15 protein-coding genes are annotated in these 19978 nt (G+C 70.2%); 14 read left to right on the top strand and 1 reads right to left on the bottom strand.

Going from position 1 to position 19978, the window contains the following annotated elements; all coding sequences use genetic code 11:
- Window positions 1–102: 102 nt before the first annotated feature.
- The 4 genes from tig to clpX all read left to right on the top strand — a co-directional run bounded on the left by tig (window position 103) and on the right by clpX (window position 4592).
- Window positions 103–1509, top strand: a complete 1407-nt coding sequence (gene tig, locus ABZ714_RS04125) for a trigger factor (RefSeq protein WP_358823566.1) — start codon at window positions 103–105, stop codon at window positions 1507–1509.
- A gap of 297 nt (window positions 1510–1806) precedes the next feature.
- Window positions 1807–2409, top strand: coding sequence for an ATP-dependent Clp protease proteolytic subunit (locus ABZ714_RS04120; RefSeq protein ID WP_358823638.1), 603 nt, complete (start codon window positions 1807–1809; stop codon window positions 2407–2409).
- A gap of 93 nt (window positions 2410–2502) precedes the next feature.
- Complete coding sequence (locus ABZ714_RS04115; protein ID WP_358823565.1) at window positions 2503–3162, top strand: ATP-dependent Clp protease proteolytic subunit; 660 nt, start codon at window positions 2503–2505, stop codon at window positions 3160–3162.
- A 146-nt stretch (window positions 3163–3308) separates the two neighbouring features.
- A complete protein-coding gene (gene clpX, locus ABZ714_RS04110; protein ID WP_358823564.1) occupies window positions 3309–4592 on the top strand; it encodes an ATP-dependent Clp protease ATP-binding subunit ClpX in 1284 nt (427 codons plus the stop codon).
- Between the two features lie 117 nt (window positions 4593–4709).
- Here clpX and ABZ714_RS04105 read toward each other — a convergent pair whose 3' ends face one another.
- Window positions 4710–5732 (bottom strand): hypothetical protein, encoded by a 1023-nt coding sequence (locus tag ABZ714_RS04105; RefSeq protein ID WP_358823563.1) that lies wholly within the window; start codon window positions 5730–5732, stop codon window positions 4710–4712.
- A gap of 142 nt (window positions 5733–5874) precedes the next feature.
- On the opposite strand from ABZ714_RS04105, the gene ABZ714_RS04100 reads away from it, so the two are divergent.
- From ABZ714_RS04100 to rodA, 10 genes are all read left to right on the top strand, one after another.
- Window positions 5875–8496, top strand: a complete 2622-nt coding sequence (locus ABZ714_RS04100; RefSeq protein ID WP_358823562.1) for a valine--tRNA ligase — start codon at window positions 5875–5877, stop codon at window positions 8494–8496.
- A gap of 768 nt (window positions 8497–9264) precedes the next feature.
- Window positions 9265–10482 carry a histidine kinase gene (locus tag ABZ714_RS04095; RefSeq protein WP_358823561.1) on the top strand — a complete coding sequence of 406 codons (1218 nt, stop codon included), beginning with the start codon at window positions 9265–9267 and terminating at the stop codon, window positions 10480–10482.
- An 86-nt stretch (window positions 10483–10568) separates the two neighbouring features.
- The gene (locus ABZ714_RS04090; protein WP_358823560.1) at window positions 10569–12095 is read left to right on the top strand and encodes a Mur ligase family protein; all 1527 of its coding nucleotides are present in this window, start codon (window positions 10569–10571) and stop codon (window positions 12093–12095) included.
- 6 nt (window positions 12096–12101) lie between these two features.
- Window positions 12102–12455 (top strand): DUF4233 domain-containing protein, encoded by a 354-nt coding sequence (locus ABZ714_RS04085; protein ID WP_358823559.1) that lies wholly within the window; start codon window positions 12102–12104, stop codon window positions 12453–12455.
- Window positions 12456–12671: 216 nt separating this feature from the next.
- On the top strand, window positions 12672–13085 hold the full coding sequence (ndk, locus tag ABZ714_RS04080) for a nucleoside-diphosphate kinase (protein WP_358823558.1): 414 nt from the start codon (window positions 12672–12674) through the stop codon (window positions 13083–13085).
- Between the two features lie 308 nt (window positions 13086–13393).
- Window positions 13394–14413: a rod shape-determining protein gene (locus ABZ714_RS04075; RefSeq protein ID WP_358823557.1), complete on the top strand. Its 1020-nt coding sequence runs from the start codon at window positions 13394–13396 to the stop codon at window positions 14411–14413.
- Between the two features lie 260 nt (window positions 14414–14673).
- Window positions 14674–15780 carry a rod shape-determining protein MreC gene (mreC, locus tag ABZ714_RS04070; protein ID WP_358823556.1) on the top strand — a complete coding sequence of 369 codons (1107 nt, stop codon included), beginning with the start codon at window positions 14674–14676 and terminating at the stop codon, window positions 15778–15780.
- A gap of 9 nt (window positions 15781–15789) precedes the next feature.
- Entirely contained in the window at window positions 15790–16455 is a 666-nt protein-coding gene (gene mreD, locus ABZ714_RS04065; protein ID WP_358823555.1) for a rod shape-determining protein MreD, read from the top strand.
- A gap of 22 nt (window positions 16456–16477) precedes the next feature.
- Window positions 16478–18727 (top strand): penicillin-binding protein 2, encoded by a 2250-nt coding sequence (gene mrdA, locus ABZ714_RS04060; protein WP_358823554.1) that lies wholly within the window; start codon window positions 16478–16480, stop codon window positions 18725–18727.
- A gap of 6 nt (window positions 18728–18733) precedes the next feature.
- The gene (gene rodA / locus ABZ714_RS04055) at window positions 18734–19936 is read left to right on the top strand and encodes a rod shape-determining protein RodA (protein WP_358823553.1); all 1203 of its coding nucleotides are present in this window, start codon (window positions 18734–18736) and stop codon (window positions 19934–19936) included.
- Window positions 19937–19978: the final 42 nt, after the last annotated feature.

Genomic DNA, 19978 nt, shown 5'->3' with positions numbered 1-19978 from the left:
CGAACCGGCTGCGGCGAGTAGCCCCGGGCCGGAGGGCCGATCCGTACCGAGGTGCGGGGACGCCGCATGACCCCAGTATTCAGCCATCAAGGAGACCGAACCGTGAAGAGCGCCGTGGAGACCCTGAACCCGACCCGGGTTCGGCTCACTGTCGAGGTGCCCTTCGAGGAGCTCAAGGACAGCCTCGACGCGGCGTACAAGAAGATCAACCAGCAGGTCACGGTCAAGGGCTTCCGCAAGGGCAAGATCCCGGCCCGGGTGATCGACCAGCGGTTCGGCCGTGGTGCGGTCCTGGAGGAGGCGGTCAACGACGCCCTTCCGAAGTTCTACTCCGAGGCGGTCCGCGAGGCCGAGCTGAACGTGCTCGGCCAGCCGGAGGTCGACATCACGGAGCTGAAGGACGGCGACACGCTGAACTTCACCGCCGAGGTCGACATCCGCCCCGAGATCGAGATCCCGGACTACTCCGGCATCGAGGTCGAGGTCGACGCGGTCGAGGTCACCGACGAGGACATCGACAAGTCGGTCGAGCAGCTCCGTGAGCGCTTCGTCACCACCACCCCGGTCGAGCGCGCCGCCACCGACGGCGACGTCGTCACCGTGGACCTGACCGCCAAGGTCGACGGCGAGGTGCTCGCCGACGGCGTGGCCGACGGTGTTTCCTACACCATCGGCTCCGGCGAGCTGCTCGACGGCATCGACGACGCCGTCAAGGGCCTGGAGGCCGGTGGCGAGGCCACCTTCACCTCCCAGCTCAAGGGCGGCTCCGCCACGGGCAAGGACGCCGAGGTCACCGTCAAGGTCACCCAGGTCGCCGCCCGTGAGCTGCCCGCCCTCGACGACGACTTCGCCCAGCTGGCGAGCGAGTTCGACACGCTGGAGGAGCTGCGCGCCGACAGCGTCAAGCGGCTGCGCAACATGAAGGCGTACGACCAGGCCACCCAGGCCCAGGAGCGGGTGCTGGACGAGCTGCTGAAGCTCGTCGAGGTGCCGATCCCCGAGAAGCTGCTCGAGGACGAGACCAACACCCGCAAGCACAACCTGGAGCACCACCAGCTCGGCCAGATGGGCCTCGACCTGGCGAAGTACCTGGAGATCCAGGGCAAGACCGCCGAGGAGTTCGAGACCGAGACCCGCGACCAGGCGATCAAGGGCATCAAGACCCAGTTCGTCCTCGACGCGCTGGTCAGCAAGGAGAAGCTCAACGTCAGCCAGGACGAGCTGACCGAGCACCTGATGCGCCGTGCCGCTTCCTCCGGCATGAGCCCCGACCAGTTCGCCCAGGCCGTCGTCGAGGGCGGCCAGGTGCCGATGCTCGTCGGCGAGGTCGCCCGGGGCAAGGCGCTGGCCGTGGTCGTCGAGGCCGCCAAGGTCGTCGACACCAACGGTGAGGCCGTGGATCTGGACGAGGAGGAGGAGGCCGAGGCCGCTTCCGAGACCGCAGCGGCCGCGGAGGCCGCCGAGGTCCCCGCCGACGAGGCCGCCGACGCCGAGAAGGCCGACAAGTAAGAGCGTGCGCGCCGCCCCGGCCGCCTCTCCTCCGGGAGGGACGGCCGGGGTCCGCGCGGCAGGGCCCGGACGCAGCCGCGTCCGGGCCCTGCGCCGTCCCCGGCCCCGGACCGGCCCATTCCCGCCCCGGCGACCTTGCGCTCCGAGCGAACAGTTCGGGAACCGGGATGGCGTTGTCCGACCTGCGCGTTAGGGTCCATGAATACGAGGGCGGGGGAGTTACCCGGCCCCGGCTGAAAAGACGCTGAGACGGCGGGCAGCCGTCAGAGACGAGCAGGTGGACACGTGACGAACCCGATGCCCCAAGCCGCCGGTGAGCCGTCCCTCGGTGGCCTTGGCGACCATGTCTACAACCGGCTGCTCAATGACCGGATCATCTACCTCGGCCAGCAGGTCGACGACGACATCGCGAACAAGATCACCGCGCAGATGCTGCTCCTGGCCGCCGACCCGGAGAAGGACATCTACCTCTACATCAACAGCCCCGGTGGCTCGGTGACGGCCGGTATGGCGGTCTACGACACGATGCAGTTCATCCCGAACGACGTCGTCACCATCGGTATGGGCATGGCGGCCTCGATGGGCCAGTTCCTGCTGACCGGCGGCGCTCCCGGCAAGCGCTTCGCGTTGCCGAACACGGACATCCTGATGCACCAGGGCTCGGCGGGCCTCGGCGGCACCGCCTCCGACATCAAGATCCAGGCCGAGTACCTGCTCCGGACCAAGCAGCGGATGGCGGAGATCACCGCCCGGCACTCCGGCCAGACCGTCGAGGCGATCCTGCGCGACGGCGACCGCGACCGCTGGTTCACCGCGGAGGAGGCCAAGGAGTACGGCCTCATCGACGACATCAAGTCGTCCGCGACGAACGTCCCGGGCGGCGGCGGCACCGGCGCCTGAGCGCCCGCCTCACCCATCGCCAAGCCACCGAGCCCGCGGCGCCGCGCGAAAGCGCCCCCGGGCCCCTCGAACCGGAAGGCCGAGAACACCCCCATGAGCACCTTCTCCGCGAGCGGCCTCTACACCGGCCCGCAGCCGGACAACCGCTATGTCGTCCCCCGCTTCGTCGAGCGCACCTCCCAGGGCGTCCGCGAGTACGACCCGTACGCGAAGCTCTTCGAGGAGCGCGTGATCTTCCTCGGGGTGCAGATCGACGACGCCTCCGCCAACGACGTCATGGCCCAGCTGCTGTGCCTGGAGTCGATGGACCCGGACCGCGACATCTCGATCTACATCAACAGCCCCGGCGGCTCCTTCACGGCGCTGACCGCGATCTACGACACGATGCAGTTCGTGAAGCCGGACATCCAGACGGTCTGCATGGGCCAGGCCGCGTCCGCCGCCGCCGTACTGCTCGCCGCCGGTACGCCCGGCAAGCGGATGGCCCTGCCGCACGCCCGGGTCCTGATCCACCAGCCGTCCTCGCAGACCGGCCGTGAGCAGCTCTCCGACCTGGAGATCGCGGCCAACGAGATCCTGCGGATGCGGCAGCAGCTGGAGGAGATGCTGGCCAAGCACTCCACCACCCCGCTGGAGAAGGTCCGCGACGACATCGAGCGCGACAAGATCCTCACCGCCGATGACGCGCTGGCGTACGGTCTGATCGACCAGATCGTCTCGACCCGCAAGAGCACGGCGGCCACCGCCGCGTGACCCGGTGCCCTCGGTCTTGGCGCGGTCCATGAGAATGTGAACCGCGCCAAGAGGGGCCCGAACGGGGGCCCGGGCACGGTACCGTCGAATATGAGGCACGAGGAGCGGCTGCACCAGGCCGCTCCCAGGCGAAGGGGAAGCACCTCGTGGCACGCATCGGTGACGGCGGCGATCTGCTCAAGTGCTCGTTCTGCGGAAAGAGCCAGAAGCAGGTGAAGAAGCTCATCGCAGGCCCCGGTGTGTACATCTGCGACGAGTGCATCGAACTCTGCAACGAGATCATCGAGGAGGAGCTCGCCGAGACCTCCGAGGTGCGCTGGGAGGAACTGCCCAAGCCGCGCGAGATCTACGAGTTCCTCGAAGGCTATGTCGTCGGGCAGGAGCCCGCGAAGAAGGCCCTGTCCGTCGCGGTCTACAACCACTACAAGCGGGTCCAGGCCGGGGAGACCGGCGGCCCGAACGGCCGGGACGACGCCATCGAGCTGGCCAAGTCCAACATCCTGCTGCTCGGCCCCACCGGCTCCGGCAAGACCCTGCTCGCCCAGACCCTCGCCCGGATGCTGAACGTCCCGTTCGCGATCGCGGACGCCACGGCGCTCACCGAGGCGGGCTATGTCGGCGAGGACGTCGAGAACATCCTGCTGAAGCTCATTCAGGCGGCCGACTACGACGTCAAGAAGGCCGAGACCGGGATCATCTACATCGACGAGATCGACAAGGTCGCCCGTAAGAGCGAAAACCCGTCGATCACCCGGGACGTCAGCGGCGAAGGCGTACAGCAGGCCCTGTTGAAGATCCTGGAGGGCACCACCGCCTCCGTACCGCCGCAGGGCGGCCGGAAGCACCCGCACCAGGAGTTCATCCAGATCGACACCACGAATGTGCTCTTCATCGTGGGCGGCGCCTTCGCCGGTCTGGAGAAGATCATCGAGTCCCGGGCGGGTGCCAAGGGCATCGGCTTCGGGGCCACCATCCGCTCCAAGCGGGAGATCGAGGCCAGCGACCAGTTCCAGGAGGTCATGCCGGAGGATCTGGTGAAGTTCGGGATGATCCCCGAGTTCATCGGCCGGCTCCCGGTCATCACCTCGGTCCACAACCTCGACCGCGAGGCGCTGCTCAAGATCCTGGTCGAGCCGCGCAACGCGCTCGTCAAGCAGTACCAGCGGCTCTTCGAACTCGACGGCGTCGAGCTGGACTTCGACCGCCCCGCCCTGGAGGCCATCGCCGACCAGGCGATCCTGCGCGGCACCGGCGCCCGTGGACTGCGCGCCATCATGGAGGAGGTCCTCCAGTCGGTGATGTACGAGGTGCCGTCCCGCAAGGACGTCGCCCGGGTCGTGATCACCGCCGATGTCGTCCGCGACAATGTGAACCCGACCCTGGTGCCCAGGATCGTCCAGGGCGACGGCCGGCACGAGAAGTCGGCGTAAGCCCGTAACACCGCGGGCCGCGACGCAGCCGCGCCGCCCGGACCGACGAAGACCCCCGCCCCGTACGCCAACCGTACGAGCGGGGGTCTGTCGTTTCCGGTCGGTACCGGCCCGCGGTCAGATCTTGGTGCGCGAGGTGTTGTAGAGCTTGGCCGTCAGCTCGGACAGCTTCCCCGTCTCCATCGCCTCGGCCCCGGCGTCCCCGGTGCCCGAGAGCATCGACAGCTCCATGTGCATCACCACGACGACGCTGCTGTAGTCGGCCCAGACGCACATCGGCACCTCGAACGGCTGCTTGCCGGAGGTGTCCTTGGCCTTCTGGCACTTCATCACGGCGCCCTTGAAGCCGTTCGGCTTCACCGACGCCGAGCTGCCGATCAGCTCGACGTCGCCCTCCTTGCCGGCGTCCTTCTCGACCATCTTGAAGAAGTTGTCGACCGCCGTCTCCGGCTTGTCGACCTTGCCCCAGAAGCCGGTCATCACCAGCATCTTGCCGCTGGTCGGGTCGGCCCCCGTCTTGTAGCCCGCGGCCACCTGCCGGGGGTCCTTGATGCCCATCGACTCGGCGTCCTTGCGGTCGCTCGCCGACATCTTGTCCCCGTCACCGCCGCTCTGCTTCTGGTACTCCTCGACCGAGGCGGGCGGGGTGATCTTGTAGCCGCGGGTGCTGTCCGCCACCCCGCCGGAGCCCTCGTCGCCCCCGCCGAACAGCAGATAACCACCGCCGCCGATCACCGCGAGCGCCACCACGGCCGCGGCTATCACCAGGCCGGTCTTCTTCTTCCGCGGCGCGCCGGGCACGGGCGGCTGACCCGGGTGGCCGGGCTGCTGCCCGTACGGCCCCGGCTGCTGCGGCGCGCCCCACTGGCCCGGCTGCTGGGCGCCCGGCGCGCCCGGCTGCTGCGGCCCGCCGTACGGGTTCGGCTGGGCACCGGGCTGACCGGGCTGCTGCGGGAAGCCGTAGCCACCGCCCTGCGGCGGGGTGTACGGCCCCGGCTGCCCGCCGGGCTGCTGGGGGTAGCCGTAGCCCGGCTGGGCCGGGGGCTGCTGCGGCGGCTGCCCCCCGTACGGCCCCGGCTGACCGTACGGTCCCGGCTGCTGCGGCTGACCGTCGTAAGGGCCCGGCTGGTTCTGGCTCATCCTGGTGAGTCCCCCATGTGTGAACGCTTATCTGGACCTCACATCCTCACCCACACCCCCCGGCGGTGGGGCGACCGGGGTCACACCGTTACCGAACCTTCCCGTTTCCGTACGGGCCCGTGACACCCCCTAGACTGGCTCCGTGACCGAGAACACTCAGCAGCCGCCAGCCACCACCCCCGAACTGCCGACCCAGTACGCGCCGGCCGAGGTAGAGGGGACGCTGTACGAGCGCTGGGTAGGTCGCGGTTACTTCGAGGCCGACGCCAAGAGCGACAAGCCCGCGTACACCGTCGTCATCCCCCCGCCGAACGTCACCGGCTCCCTGCACATGGGCCACGCCTTCGAGCACACCCTGATCGACGCCCTGACCCGCCGGAAGCGGATGCAGGGATACGAGACCCTGTGGCAGCCCGGAATGGACCACGCCGGGATCGCCACCCAGAACGTCGTCGAGCGGGAGCTGGCCAAGGAGGGCAAGTCCCGGCACGACCTCGGCCGGGAGGCGTTCGTCGACCGGGTCTGGCAGTGGAAGGCCGAGTCCGGCGGCCAGATCCAGGGACAGATGCGCCGCCTCGGCGAGGGCGTCGCCTGGAGCCGTGACCGCTTCACCATGGACGAGGGCCTCTCCCGGGCCGTCCAGACCGTCTTCAAGAAGATGTACGACGAGGGGCTGATCTACCGCGCCGAGCGCATCATCAACTGGTGCCCGCGCTGTCTGACCGCCATCTCCGACATCGAGGTCGACTACCAGGACGACGAGGGCGAGCTGGTGTCGCTGAAGTACGGCGACGGCGACGACACCGTCGTGGTCGCGACCACCCGCGCCGAGACGATGCTCGGCGACACCGCGGTCGCCGTCCACCCCGACGACGAGCGGTACGCCCACCTGATCGGCAAGCGGATCACCCTGCCGCTCACCGACCGCACCATCCCCGTCGTCGCCGACACCCATGTCGACCCCGAGTTCGGCACCGGCGCCGTCAAGGTCACCCCCGCCCACGACCCCAACGACTTCGCCATCGGCCAGCGCCACGGCCTGGAGTCCATCGAGGTGCTCGACGAGCGGGGCGTCATCACCGTCCACGGCCCCTTCCAGGGCCTGGACCGGTTCGAGGCCCGCTCGGCGATCGTCGCCGCGCTCCGCGCCGACGGCCGGATCGTCGCCGAGAAGCGGCCGTACACCCACTCCGTGGGCCACTGCTCCCGCTGCCGGACGACCCTGGAGCCGAGGGTGTCGCTCCAGTGGTGGGTCAAGGTCGAGCCGCTGGCGAAGGCCGCCGGTGACGCGGTCCGCGACGGCAGGGTCGCCATCCACCCCGCCGACATGACCCAGCGCTACTACGACTGGGTCGACAACATGCACGACTGGTGCATCTCGCGCCAGCTCTGGTGGGGCCACCGGATCCCCGTCTGGCACGGCCCGAACGGCGAGATGGTCGCCGTCGGACCCGACGAGCAGCCGCCGTCCGGCGAGGGCTGGGAGCAGGACCCCGACGTCCTCGACACCTGGTTCTCCTCCGGCCTCTGGCCCTTCTCCACCCTGGGCTGGCCCGAGCAGACCCCCGACCTGGAGAAGTTCTACTCCACCGACGTCCTCGTCACCGGCTACGACCTGATGTTCTTCTGGGTCGCCCGGATGATGATGTTCGGTCTCTACGCGATGGACGGCGAGCCGCCGTTCCGTACCGTCGCCTTCCACGGCATGGTCCGCGACGAGTTCGGCAAGAAGATGTCCAAGTCGGCCGGGAACACCGTCAACCCGCTCGACTGGATGGACTCCTACGGCTCCGACGCGGTCCGCTTCACCCTGGCCCGCGGCGCCAACCCGGGCACCGACGTCCCGATCGGCGAACACTGGGTGCAGGCGTCCCGGAACTTCGCCAACAAGATCTGGAACGCCACCCGCTTCGCGCTGATGAACGGCGCGACCGTCGAGGGCGAACTGCCCCCGGCGGACCGGCTCTCCACGGCCGACCGGTGGATCCTGGCCCGGCTCAACAAGACCGTGGCCGAGGTCGACGCGTACTACGACGACTACCAGTTCGCCAAGTTGTCCGACGCGCTCTACCACTTCGCCTGGGACGAGGTCTTCGACTGGTACGTCGAACTCTCCAAGACGACCTACTTCGAGGGCGGCGAGCAGGCGAAGGTCTCCGCGCGCGTCCTCGGCGAGGTGCTCGACGTCACCCTGCGGCTGCTGCACCCGGTGACGCCGTTCGTCACCGAGGCGCTGTGGACCACCCTCACCGGACGCGAGTCCGTCGTCGTCGCCGACTGGCCCGCCGACAGCGGCTTCCGCGACGAGGCCGCGGAGCGGGAGATCGAGCAGGTCCAGCGGCTGGTCACCGAGGTCCGCCGGTTCCGCTCCGACCAGGGCCTCCAGCCCGGCCAGAAGGTGCCCGCCCGGCTCGACCTGACCGGTACGGCCCTCGCGCCGCACGAGGCCGCGATCCGTCAGCTCCTCCGGCTCCAGCCGGAGGGCGACGCCTTCCACGCCACCGCGACCCTGCCGGTCGCCGGGGCGACCGTGGCCCTCGACCTCTCCGGCACCATCGACGTCGCCGCCGAGCGCAAGCGCCTGGCGAAGGACCTCGCGGCGGCGGAGAAGGAGAAGGCGCAGGCCGAGGCGAAGCTCGGCAACGAGGCGTTTCTGGCGAAGGCGCCGGATCAGGTGGTGGCGAAGATCCGGGGCCGCCTGTCGAACGCGGAGTCGGACATCACCCGCATCACCGGCCAGCTCGCGTCCCTCCCCGCCGCCTGACCCCGGTCCGGGCCGCCCCACTCCGGGCGGCCCGGCCCCGGTGCCCCCGTCTCTCCTGCGGAGGGCTGGACCGGGAGCACCTCAGGGCTGTCCCGTAATCCCCGGCGGGCGCACGACGACGGCTACGGCACTTCGCCGCGTTGTCGAATCGTCCGAATACGCCCAGTACGAGGACGTCTCTCCGCCGTGCGACGCACCGCATCTGACGCCGTGCGCTGATCCGCCGCGGATGACGGGACAGCCCTGAGGCCGTGTCGTCGAATTCCCCGCCTGGCCCGCGACGCCCGGTACGCGCACTCTGCCCCTGTGCCCTTCGGGCAGGGGAGGTGTTCCCGGCGTCGCCGGGGTTTCCCGAGTACGTCCCGTACGGGGGAGACCGCCCCCTGGCTTCGCCGGGGGGACTCCCGCCGCCGTCGCGAATTCGCACGCACCGGACGCCGCGGGCCCCGCCCTGCGGGCGGACGGCGCGAATTCGACGACACGGCCCAGGGGCGCGGGGAACCGCGCGACCAGCCACGCACGGTGTGAGGTCCGGAACCGGGCTTACGGGGCAGACGGTGTGTCGGGAGCGCCCAGCGGCGCCTCGCCGTAGGGGCGATGTGGTGTTCCGGCCGCGCGCCGTCGGTGGTTGCTCGCGCAGTTCCGCCTCTACGCCCGGCGGCGTGGGGGCCCCAGCGCCCCTGGGCACTCGGGGCCCCGCCTCGACGGAGGTGCGGGCCCGTGCCCCCGAGGCGGAGGCGCTTGAGGGCGGCGCGCATCATGGGAGGCATGTCGCCTGTCCGGTACGCCGTACTCCGCCTCATCACGGCGGTGCGTCGGCGTACCCGGCGGTGGGCCGCCTCGCCGCCCGCCCTCGATGTGATCGCCGCCCTGAGCTGCTTCTCCCTGATGGTGCTCGACGTGCCCGGGCTCGCCGGGGACGACAACTCCCTCACCGGGCTGACCGCCACCCTCGTCCTGGGCGCCGGTGCGGCGACCCTGGTGCTGCGGCGGCGGGCGCCCTGGGTGCCGTACGCCGTCGCGCTGGTGCTGCTCGGCTGGCTGCACGAGCTGACCCTGATCCAGTTCGCGCTCTACTCCCTGGGCCGGTTCCGGGGCCGGGCCGCCGGGGTGCTGGCGACCGCCGGCTATGTGGCCGTCGCGTACGCCCTCTTCAACCTGCCCGGCTGGCCGGAGCGGAGCGCCGACACCCTCAGCTCCTTCCTGTCGCTGGTGGTGCCGATCGGGGTGCTCGCCGCGGGCGTCGGTATCGCCGCGTACCGGCACGACCTGGTCCGGGAGCTGGCGGCGCAGCGCGCCCGTACGGCCGTACTCAAGGCGGTCCAGGACGAACGGATCTCCGTCGCCCGCGATGTCCACGATCTGGTGGGCCGGGAGCTGACGGTGCTCAGTGTCCGGGCCGAGGTGCTGGCGGTCCGGGCCCGCGGCGGCTCGTACGAGAAGGACTTCGACGAGCTGGCGGAGACGGCCCGGCGGGCGCATCAGATGCTCAACGACACGATCGTGCACCGGGCCGACGAGCGGACCGCGACCCCGGGTCTCGACGGGCTGGCGGCGCTCGCGGCGGAGGGGATGGCGATGGGCAGCCCGGTGGTGGTGGAGGTCGCGGACGCGGCGTACGGGCTGTCGCCGCTGCGGCAGGCCGCCGTCTACCGGGTGGTGCAGGAGTGTCTGACGAACGCGGCCAAGCACGCCCCGGGCGAGCGGGTGACGGTCTCGATCGCCCCCGAAGGACCGCAGAGCCCCGAAGGACCGGGCGCCCCCCACGGCCCCGTCGCCCCCGGTGGGGCCCGGCTGCGGGTCGTCGTCCGCAATCCGCTGCCGGCCGCGGCGCCGGTGACCGAGCCGGTGTCCAGCGGTACCGGCACTCTCTCGATGCGGGAGCGGGTCGCCGCGATGGGCGGCACGCTCACGGCCGGGCCGGGGGACGGGACGTACGAGGTCGTCGCCGTCCTCCCGGCGGGCCGCCGTCCCGCCGCCGGGTGACGCCTGGCTCTCCCCGTCGCGGCGTGTTCCCGCCGCGCCGTCGTACCCCCGGCGGGGCGGCGCGCCCCGCCGCCTAGACTGGGGTGGTGAGTGAGCACCCCGCCGACCGCCAGCCGGACGAGCCCGAGCCGTACGAGCGCGATGTCTTCGACGAGATCGTGGACGCCGAGACCGACCGCGATCCCGACCTCGCGGTGATCGAGGCGGGCAGCCGTACCCTGCGTACCCAGGGGGGTCCGCCCGACGCCCAGGTGCCGGGCCGCCCCGCGGATCCCGAGGTGGACGCGGCGCTGCGGGCGGTGGAGACGGAGCTGGCGAGTCGCTGGGGCGAGACCAAGCTGGAGCCGTCGGTGCGGCGGATCGCGGCGCTGTTGGACGTACTGGGTGAGCCCCAGCGGTCGTATCCCTCGATCCACATCACCGGGACCAACGGCAAGACGTCGACGGCCCGGATGATCGAGGCCCTGCTTTCCGCGTTCGATCTGCGGACCGGCCGCTACACCTCTCCGCACGTCCAGTCGATCACGGAGCGGATCAGCCTCGACGGCTCGCCGGTGAGCGCCGAGCGGTTCGTCGCCACCTATGAGGACATCAAGCCGTATGTCGAGATGGTCGACACGGCGCAGGAGTACCGGCTGTCGTTCTTCGAGGTCCTGACCGGGATGGCGTACGCGGCCTTCGCGGACGCCCCGGTGGATGTGGCCGTGGTCGAGGTCGGCATGGGCGGCGAGTGGGACGCCACCAATGTGATCGACGCGCAGGTCGCGGTGGTCACCCCGATCGATCTGGACCACACGGACCGGCTCGGCGGTACGCATGCCGAGATCGCCGGGGAGAAGTCGGGGATCGTCAAGCGGGGCGCCACGGTCGTCCTGGCCCAGCAGCCGGTGGACGCGGCGCAGGTGCTGCTGAAGAAGGCCGTCGAGGTCGATGCGACGGTGGCCCGTGAGGGCATGGAGTTCGGGGTGGTCGCCCGGGAGGTCGCGGTCGGCGGCCAGCTGGTGACCCTGCGCGGGCTCGGCGGTGAGTACGGCGAGGTCTTCCTGCCGCTGCACGGGGCCCACCAGGCGCACAACGCGGCTGTGGCGCTCGCCGCCGTGGAGGCGTTCTTCGGGGTGGGGGCCGAGCACGCCCGGGTGCTGGACCTGGAGACGGTCCGGCGGGCGTTCGCCTCGGTGAGCAGTCCGGCCAGGCTGGAAGTGGTCCGCCGCAGCCCTACGGTCGTCCTGGACGCCGCGCACAATCCGGCGGGGGCCCGGGCGACCGCGGAGGCGATGACGGAGGCGTTCGGCTTCTCCCGGCTGATCGGTGTCGTGGGCACCAGCGCCGGCAAGGACGCCCGAGGGCTGCTGGAGGCGTTCGAGCCGGTCTTCACGGAGGTCGTGATCACCCGGAACTCCACCGAGCGGGGGATGGACCCCGACGAGCTGGCGGCGATCGCGGTGGAGATCTACGGCGACGAGCGGGTGGTGGTCGAGCCGAGGCTGGACGACGCGCTGGAGACCGCGGTCTCGCTCGCCGAGGAAGAGGCGGAGTACTCGGGCGCCGGGGTGCTGGTGACCGGTTCGGTGTTCACGGCCGGTGAGGCCCGGCTGCTGTTGAAGAAGGGCTGAGTAGCGATGCGTACCCTCGCCGCGTCCACCTTGATCGGCGAATTCTTCGTCATCGGCTTCGCGGGCCTGGTGGCGATGAAGGACGACGGTCTGACCGTCGGCACCGTCTGGACGGTCTGCGGGATCGCCATGGCGCTGTCGCTGCTGCTCTGCGGGATGCTCACCCGGCCGGGCGGGGTGCAGTTGGGCTGGGTGCTCCAGATCGGGCTGATCGCCAGTGGTTTCGTGGTCCCGATGATGTTCATCCTGGGGATCTGCTTCGCCGGGCTCTGGTGGGCCTCCGTGCACTACGGGCGGAAGATCGACGAGGCGAAGGCCCGCTGGGCGGCGGCCCAGTCGGGGGACGCGGGCGCCGCGTAGGGACGCGGCGCGGCCCGGTATTTCCGGTCCGCGCGGGCCGTATGCGGGTGCCGCGCGAGCCGTGAGCGGGCCGTATACGAGCTGTGCGCGGGCCGCGTTCGGGGGTCTTTCGAGCCGTCGTGGCAGGTGTTTACCGGGACCGGCTGCCGCTGTTCGAGTGATGGGCGATAATCTCCCACCACTCACAACAGCAACACCGCAAGGAGCGCACCACACATGACGGAACGATCCCTCGTCATCCTGAAGCCGGACGCCGTACGCCGTGGACTCGTCGGTGAGATCATCGGCCGGATCGAGGCCAAGGCCGGCTGGACCATCGTCCGGTTGGAGCAGCGGATCCTGGACCGTTCCACCCTGGAGCAGCACTATGCCGAGCACGTGGGCAAGCCGTTCTACGAGCCGCTGGTCGACTTCATGCTCTCCGGGCCGGTCGTCGCCCTGGTCGTCGAGGGCGAGCGGGTGATCCAGGGCATACGTACGCTGGCGGGTCCGACGGACCCCATCGCCGCGCAGCCCGGCTCCATCCGGGGGGATTTCGGAAGCATCGTCCGGGAGAATCTGATCCACGCCTCGGACTCCGCGGAGTCCGCCATTCGGGAAGAGAAGATCTTCTTCCCCGGCCTTTCCTGACACCTCGCCGGTCCGCTCCGGCCCGGTGGAACCGTATGCGTCCGTTCGGCGTCCCCGAACGGGGCCGGTGGACTTCGGTGACCTGGGGCGACCGAAGGAATTCGGTCGCCCGTCGGCATATGCGGACACTTTTCGGGAACGCATCGCTGCGACACCACGTCACCTATAAAGAGGCGGTCCACCGCGCCGCTTCACCAGGGGCGGCACTACGATGGAAGCCGCCACTCCACAAGCATCCATCCCCGCCTTCCTGAAGAGCCGTCAACGCTCCCTCAGGGCAGGCGACACGCATCCTCTTGGGGAAGAACATGTCGTTCATCGGCCGTGATATGGCTGTCGACCTCGGGACCGCCAACACGCTGGTGTACGTCAGGGGCCGGGGGATCGTTCTCAACGAGCCGTCCGTGGTCGCCATCAACACGAACACCGGTGGCATTCTCGCGGTCGGTTCCGAAGCGAAGAAGATGATCGGCCGGACGCCGGGGAACATCGTCGCCGTCCGGCCGCTGAAGGACGGTGTGATCGCCGACTTCGAGATCACCGAACGGATGCTCCGGTACTTCATTCTGAAGATCCACAAGCGTCGTTATCTGGCCCGGCCCCGAGTCGTGGTCTGTGTGCCCTCCGGTATCACCGGAGTCGAGCGCCGGGCCGTCATCGAGGCGTCCACCCAGGCGGGCGCCCGCCAGGTGCACATCATCGAGGAGCCGATGGCCGCGGCCATCGGCTCCGGGCTCCCGGTCCACGAGGCCACCGGCAACATGGTCGTGGACATCGGCGGCGGCACCACCGAGGTCGCCGTGATCTCCCTCGGCGGAATCGTCACGGCACAGTCCATCCGGGTGGCGGGCGACGAACTGGACAACGCGATCATCCAGCACATCAAGAAGGAGTACTCCCTCCTCCTCGGTGAGCGGACCGCCGAATCCATCAAGATCACCATCGGTTCGGCCTATGATCTCGAACAGGACGAGCACACCGAGATCCGCGGGCGCGACCTGGTCTCCGGGCTGCCCAAGACCGTGGTCATCTCGGCGGCGGAGGTCCGCAAGGCGATCGAGGAGCCGGTCAACGCGATCGTCGACGCCGTGAAGACGACCCTGGACAAGTGCCCGCCGGAGCTCTCCGGCGATGTGATGGACCGGGGCATCGTCCTCACCGGCGGCGGGGCGCTGCTGCGCGGACTGGACGAGCGGCTGCGCCGGGAGACCGGGATGCCGATCCATATCGCCGAGGACCCGCTGGACTCGGTGGCTCTCGGGTCGGGCAAGTGCGTCGAGGAGTTCGAGGCGCTCCAGCAGGTGCTGGACGCCCAGCCCCGGCGCTAGCGCCCGATCCGCGGGGCCGGACCGGCGGCGGCAGCCGGTGACGTACCGGGGCGCCGGATCCGGGAGACGTACCAACAGAAGAACGCGCAGAAGGGCGCGCCGGATGGTTCGGGCGCGCGGGGAAGGAGCGACCGGCCCCGGAGGCCGACGCTCCGGGGACCCCTGTACGGGCGCCTGCCGATCCGTACCGATGATCGTTGAGCAGTACGGAAGAACAACACGACACCGACATTCCGACGAGGAAGGCACGGCCGCCGCACGTGAGGGACACACGAGAGAGCCGGCTGCTCCTGGTGCTGCTGATCGCCATCGCGTTCGCACTGATCACGGTGGACATCCGCGGTGGCGAGGACTCGCCGGTCGACGGCGCCCGGCAGGCCGCCGCGACCGTCTTCGGTCCGATCCAGAACGGTGTGGCGACCGCCGTCGATCCCGTCGGCAATGCCATCGGAGCGGTCCGGGACTCGGGGGAGCGCCATGACCGGATCACCGAACTGGAACGGGAGAACGCCGAGCTGAAGACCAGGCTCGGCAGCGACGACCGCAACCGGGGCCGGGCCCGGGAGCTGGACCGGCTGCTGCGGACCGCGGGCGCCGGACAGTACCGGGTCAAGGCGGCCGAGGTGATCGCCATAGGGGCGGCTCAGGGCTTCTCCTGGACCGTCACCGTCGACGTCGGCTCGCGGGACGGCATCAAGCGGGACATGACGGTGATCAACGGTGACGGTCTGGTCGGCCGGGTCACCACGGTCGGCCCCGGGACCGCGACCGTACTGCTCGCCAGCGACCCCCGGTTCACGGTCGGCACCCGGATGGAGAAGTCCGACGAACTCGGCTTCGCCACCGGCCAGGGCGACCGTCCGCTCGCCGTCCAGCTCCTCAACGGCAAGTCGAAGGTGAAGAAGGGCGACCGGATGGTCACCTTCGGCTCGCAGGCGTCCCGCCCCTTCGTTCCGGGCGTCCCGATCGGCGAGGTCGTCCGGGTCGACCCGCTCGGCGGCGACCTCACCCGGACGGTCCACGTCCGCCCGTACGTCGGCTTCAGCCGGCTGGACATCGTCGGGGTCGTGGTCGGCGCGCCTGGCAGCGACCCGCGCGACTCCGTCCTTCCGGCGAAGCCGAAGGTGAAGCCGGTACCGACCGTCACGGTCACCGTGACCCCGTCGGCCACCGGCGACATCCAGCAGCAGGGCGGCGACACCGGCACCGTCCCCGGCCAGGACACGGCGCAGGGCACCGACCCGAACGCCGTTCCGGCCGCTCCCGACGCCGCCGACCCGGCCCGGAACCCGGTCCCCGACCCCGGGCCCACGGACGCGGCCCCACCGCCGGGCCGCCCCGCCGACCAGACCGACCAGCAGCGGTAGGAGATCCGTATGCGCCTCAACCGGATCCTGCTGTCCAGCGCGCTCGTCGTGGTCGCGCTCGTCGTCCAGGTCTCCGTACTCGCCCGGCTCCAGCTCCCCGGCGCCGTCCCCGACTTGCTGCTGCTCACCGTCCTCGGACTGGCCTTCGTCTACGGACATGTCTCCGGCGCCCTGATCGGCTTCGGCGCCGGACTCCTCGCCGACCTGGCGCCCCCCGCCGACCACGCCGCCGGACGGTACGCCCTGGTCCTCTGCGTGATCGGCTATCTCGCCGGACTCGCCCGCCCCCAGGACGGCCGGCTCCGCTCCGCCACCGCCCCGATGATCGTGGTCGTCGCCTCCGCCGTCGGCTCCACCCTGCTCTACGCGGGCGTGGGCGCCCTCGTCGGCGACACCGCCGCCCGCCAGGTGGGCCTCGGCGGGCTGCTGTTCACGGCGGCGGTCTACGATCTGCTGCTCGCGCCGTTCACCGTGCCGTTCGTGATGGCGCTGGCCCGGCGGACCGAGAACGACCCGGTGACCGAGGCCCAGGGCGGCGGCGGGGACGTCTCGTCGGGCTGGCTCGCCTCCGGCACCGGACTGCGGATCGGCAACCAGCGGGGCGGGCTCCGGCTGCGCTCCGCCCGGTCGAGAGCTTCCCGCGCGGGCCGGATCAAGGGCGTCAAGCGACTGTGACCGAGGGAGGGGCACGCACACCATGAGCAATATCCCGGAGACCGGCCGGACCCCCCGGGTCCAGATCCGGCTCGTCGTCATCCAGGTCCTGGTCTTCTCCCTCCTCCTCACCCTCGGCGGGCGGCTCTGGTACCTCCAGATCCGCAACGGCCAGGAGTACACGGACGAGGCGAAGAACAACGGCGTCCAGCGGGTCGTCCAGCCCGCCGTCCGGGGCTCCATCCTCGACGCCCGCGGGGTCGCGCTCGCCGACAACGAGACCCGGCTCGTGGTCTCCGCGTCCCGGACCGAGCTGATGAAGATGCCCGACGACGGCAAGGCCGTCCTCACCCGGCTCGCGGCCGTCCTCGGCATGAAGCCCAAGGACGTCATGGACAAGGTCCGGCTCTGCGACTCCAAGACGCCCAAACCGTGCTGGAACGGCTCGCCCTACCAGCCCATCCCGGTGACCGACGAGGCCACCACCCAGCAGGCGCTCCAGATCCGGGAGCGCGCGGAGGACTTCACCGGCATCACCGCCGAACCCGCCGCCGTCCGCCGCTACACCGCGCCCGGCAAGGCCAACACCGCCCAGGTCCTCGGCTATCTCTCGCCCGTCACCGACGCCGAGATCCAGCAGGCCAAGGAGAGCGAGTCGCCGTATCTCCGCTCCGACCAGGTCGGCCGCTCCGGCATCGAACGCACCTACGACAAGGCGCTCCGCGGCAAGGCCGGGATCACCCGGTACGAGGTCGACAACCTGGGCCGGGTCATCGGCGAGGCCGAACGCGACCAGGCCAGGGCCGGATCGAACCTGGTCACCTCGATCGACGCCCGGGTCCAGGCCGTCGCCGAGTACGAACTGAACGAGGCCATGAAGGCCGCCCGCAAGGAGTTCGACCGCAACACCCGGGAGAACTACAAGGCCGACGCGGGCGCCGTCGTCGTGATGGAGAACAAGACCGGCCGGGTGGTCGCCATGGCGTCCCTGCCGACCTATGACCCCAATGCCTGGGTCGGCGGTATCTCGGCCAAGGACTACGCCGCCCTGACCAGCGACGGGTCCAACTTCCCGCTGCTGAACCGGGCGATCCAGGGCCAGGCCGCCCCCGGCTCGATCTTCAAGGTGGTCTCGTCGGCCGCCGCCGTCCGGGCCGGGTACGAGTTCGACGACACCTTCCCCTGCCCGTCGTCGCTCTCCTTCGGCGGCCGGGAGTTCAAGAACTTCGAGTCCAAGGGGTACGGCTCCATCAACCTGGGCCGCGCCCTGGAGGTCTCCTGCGACACCGTCTACTACGGCCTGGCGTACAACGAATGGGCCAAGGACGGCGGCATCAAGCCGAAGAAGGACGCCAAGAACTGGTTCTACCGCACCGCCCATGACTTCGGGCTCGGCTCCGAGACCGGGATCGACCTCCCCAACGAGGTCAAGGGCCGGGTCCCCGACCGGGAGTGGAAGCAGCGCTTCTGGGCGGCGAACAAGGACTCCTGGTGCAAGACCGGCAAGAAGGGCGGGGACTACGCCGAACAGGTGGCGTACGAGAACTGCCTCGAAGGCAACCAGATGCGCGCCGGTGACTCGGTGAACTACTCCATCGGCCAGGGCGACATCCTCGTCACCCCGATCCAGATGGCGACCGTCTACGCGGCCATCGCCAACGGCGGCACCCTCTGGAACCCCACCATCGGCAAGGCGGTCATCAGCGCCGACGGCAAGAAGGTGGAGCAGATCAAGCCGAAGTCCCACGGCAGGCTGCCGATGGACCGGAAGACCAGGGACCAGATAAACGACGCCCTCGCGGGGGTCGTGAAGACCGGCTCGGCCGCCTGGCGGTTCCAGGGCTGGCCGCACGACAAGATCCCGATGCACGCCAAGACGGGTACCGCCGAGGTCTTCGGCAAGCAGACCACCTCGTGGTTCGCCACCTACACCGACGACTTCACCATCGTGATGACGATTTCCCAGGGCGGTACCGGTTCCGGCGCCTCGGGACCCGCCGTCCGCAATATCTACGAGGCGATGTACGGCCTCGACGAGAAGGGCGGCCAGGACCTGAAGCGCGCCCTGCTGCCCGGGCCGCAGAAGACCCTGCCCAAGGTCCAGGCCGACGGGAACATCGACGCCCCGGAGATCAAGCCGTACGTCCCGCCGAAGCCGGAGGGCGAGCAGGACACCGCCGCCGACGGACAACAGGACCAGAACCGGAACGACCAGCAGAACCAGAACGACCAGGACCAGCAGGACCAGCAGGACCGGGATCAGCTCGCGGGACCGCCCGCTCGGAGGGACTGAGAACACATGGCCGGCACCAATGGCTTCTCCGTCTCCGGCTACGGGCCGCGGCGCGGCGGACTGTGGGCACAGCTCAGCTCGCGCGACTCCATGGTCCGCAGGCTCGACTGGCCCCTGCTGTTCTCCGCCCTCGCGCTCAGCGCCATCGGCGCCCTGCTGGTCTGGTCCGCCACCCGCAACCGGACCGAGCTGAACCAGGGCGACCCGTACTACTTCCTCTTCCGGCACGTCCTCAATACCGGGATCGGCCTGGCGCTGATGGTCGGCACCGTCTGGCTCGGCCACCGCACCCTGCGCGGCGCCGTCCCGGTGCTCTACGGCCTCTCCGTCCTGCTGATCCTGCTGGTCCTCACCCCGCTCGGGGCGACCATCAACGGCGCCCACGCCTGGATCGTGATCGGCGGCGGCTTCTCCGTCCAGCCCTCCGAATTCGTCAAGATCACCATCATTCTGGGGATGGCGATGCTGCTGGCGGCCCGGGTCGACGCGGGCGACATGGTCCATCCCGACCACCGCACGGTCGCCAAGTCGCTGCTGCTCGCCGTGGCGCCGATGCTGATCATCATGCGGATGCCCGACCTGGGCTCCGTGATGGTGATGGTGGTGATCGTGCTCGGGGTGCTGCTGGCCTCCGGGGCGCCCAACCGCTGGATCCTCGGCCTGATCGGCGGCGGAGTGGCCGGTGCCGTCCTGGTCGCCGCCCTGGGGCTGCTCGACGAGTACCAGATCAACCGGTTCGCCGCCTTCGCCAACCCCGAACTCGACCCGGCCGGTGTCGGCTACAACACCAACCAGGCCCGGATCGCGATCGGCTCCGGCGGACTGCTGGGCACCGGACTCTTCAAGGGCTCCCAGACCACCGGCCAGTTCGTCCCCGAACAGCAGACCGACTTCGTCTTCACCGTCGCGGGCGAGGAACTGGGCTTCGTCGGCGCGGCGCTGATCCTGGTCCTGCTGGGTGTGGTGCTCTGGCGCGCCTGCCGGATCGCCCGGGAGACGACCGAGCTGTACGGCACCGTCGTCGCCGCCGGGATCATCGCCTGGTTCGCCTTCCAGTCCTTCGAGAACATCGGGATGACCCTGGGCATCATGCCGGTCGCCGGACTGCCGCTGCCGTTCGTCTCGTACGGCGGCTCGTCCATGTTCGCCACCTGGGTGGCGATCGGACTCCTCCAGTCCATCCGCGTCCAGCGCCCGATAACGGCCTGAGGCCCGGACCGGAGCACCACCGGACGGCCCGTCCGGCGCCGA

The organism is Streptomyces sp. NPDC006798, assembly GCF_040635975.1.
Classification (GTDB): Bacteria; Actinomycetota; Actinomycetes; order Streptomycetales; family Streptomycetaceae; genus Streptomyces.
This window is presented reverse-complemented; position numbering and strand designations above follow the sequence as displayed.

Bases quoted from the DNA above. Each gene is read 5' to 3' on its own strand.
- ABZ714_RS04120 (WP_358823638.1), top strand. From the start codon at position 1,807: ATGCCCCAAGCCGCCGGTGAGCCGTCCCTCGGTGGCCTTGGCGACCAT.
- ABZ714_RS04115 (WP_358823565.1), top strand. From the start codon at position 2,503: ATGAGCACCTTCTCCGCGAGCGGCCTCTACACCGGCCCGCAGCCGGAC.
- ABZ714_RS04105 (WP_358823563.1), bottom strand. From the start codon at position 5,732: ATGAGCCAGAACCAGCCGGGCCCTTACGACGGTCAGCCGCAGCAGCCG.
- ABZ714_RS04095 (WP_358823561.1), top strand. From the start codon at position 9,265: ATGTCGCCTGTCCGGTACGCCGTACTCCGCCTCATCACGGCGGTGCGT.
- ABZ714_RS04085 (WP_358823559.1), top strand. From the start codon at position 12,102: ATGCGTACCCTCGCCGCGTCCACCTTGATCGGCGAATTCTTCGTCATC.
- ndk (WP_358823558.1), top strand. From the start codon at position 12,672: ATGACGGAACGATCCCTCGTCATCCTGAAGCCGGACGCCGTACGCCGT.
- ABZ714_RS04075 (WP_358823557.1), top strand. From the start codon at position 13,394: ATGTCGTTCATCGGCCGTGATATGGCTGTCGACCTCGGGACCGCCAAC.
- mreD (WP_358823555.1), top strand. From the start codon at position 15,790: ATGCGCCTCAACCGGATCCTGCTGTCCAGCGCGCTCGTCGTGGTCGCG.
- mrdA (WP_358823554.1), top strand. From the start codon at position 16,478: ATGAGCAATATCCCGGAGACCGGCCGGACCCCCCGGGTCCAGATCCGG.
- rodA (WP_358823553.1), top strand. From the start codon at position 18,734: ATGGCCGGCACCAATGGCTTCTCCGTCTCCGGCTACGGGCCGCGGCGC.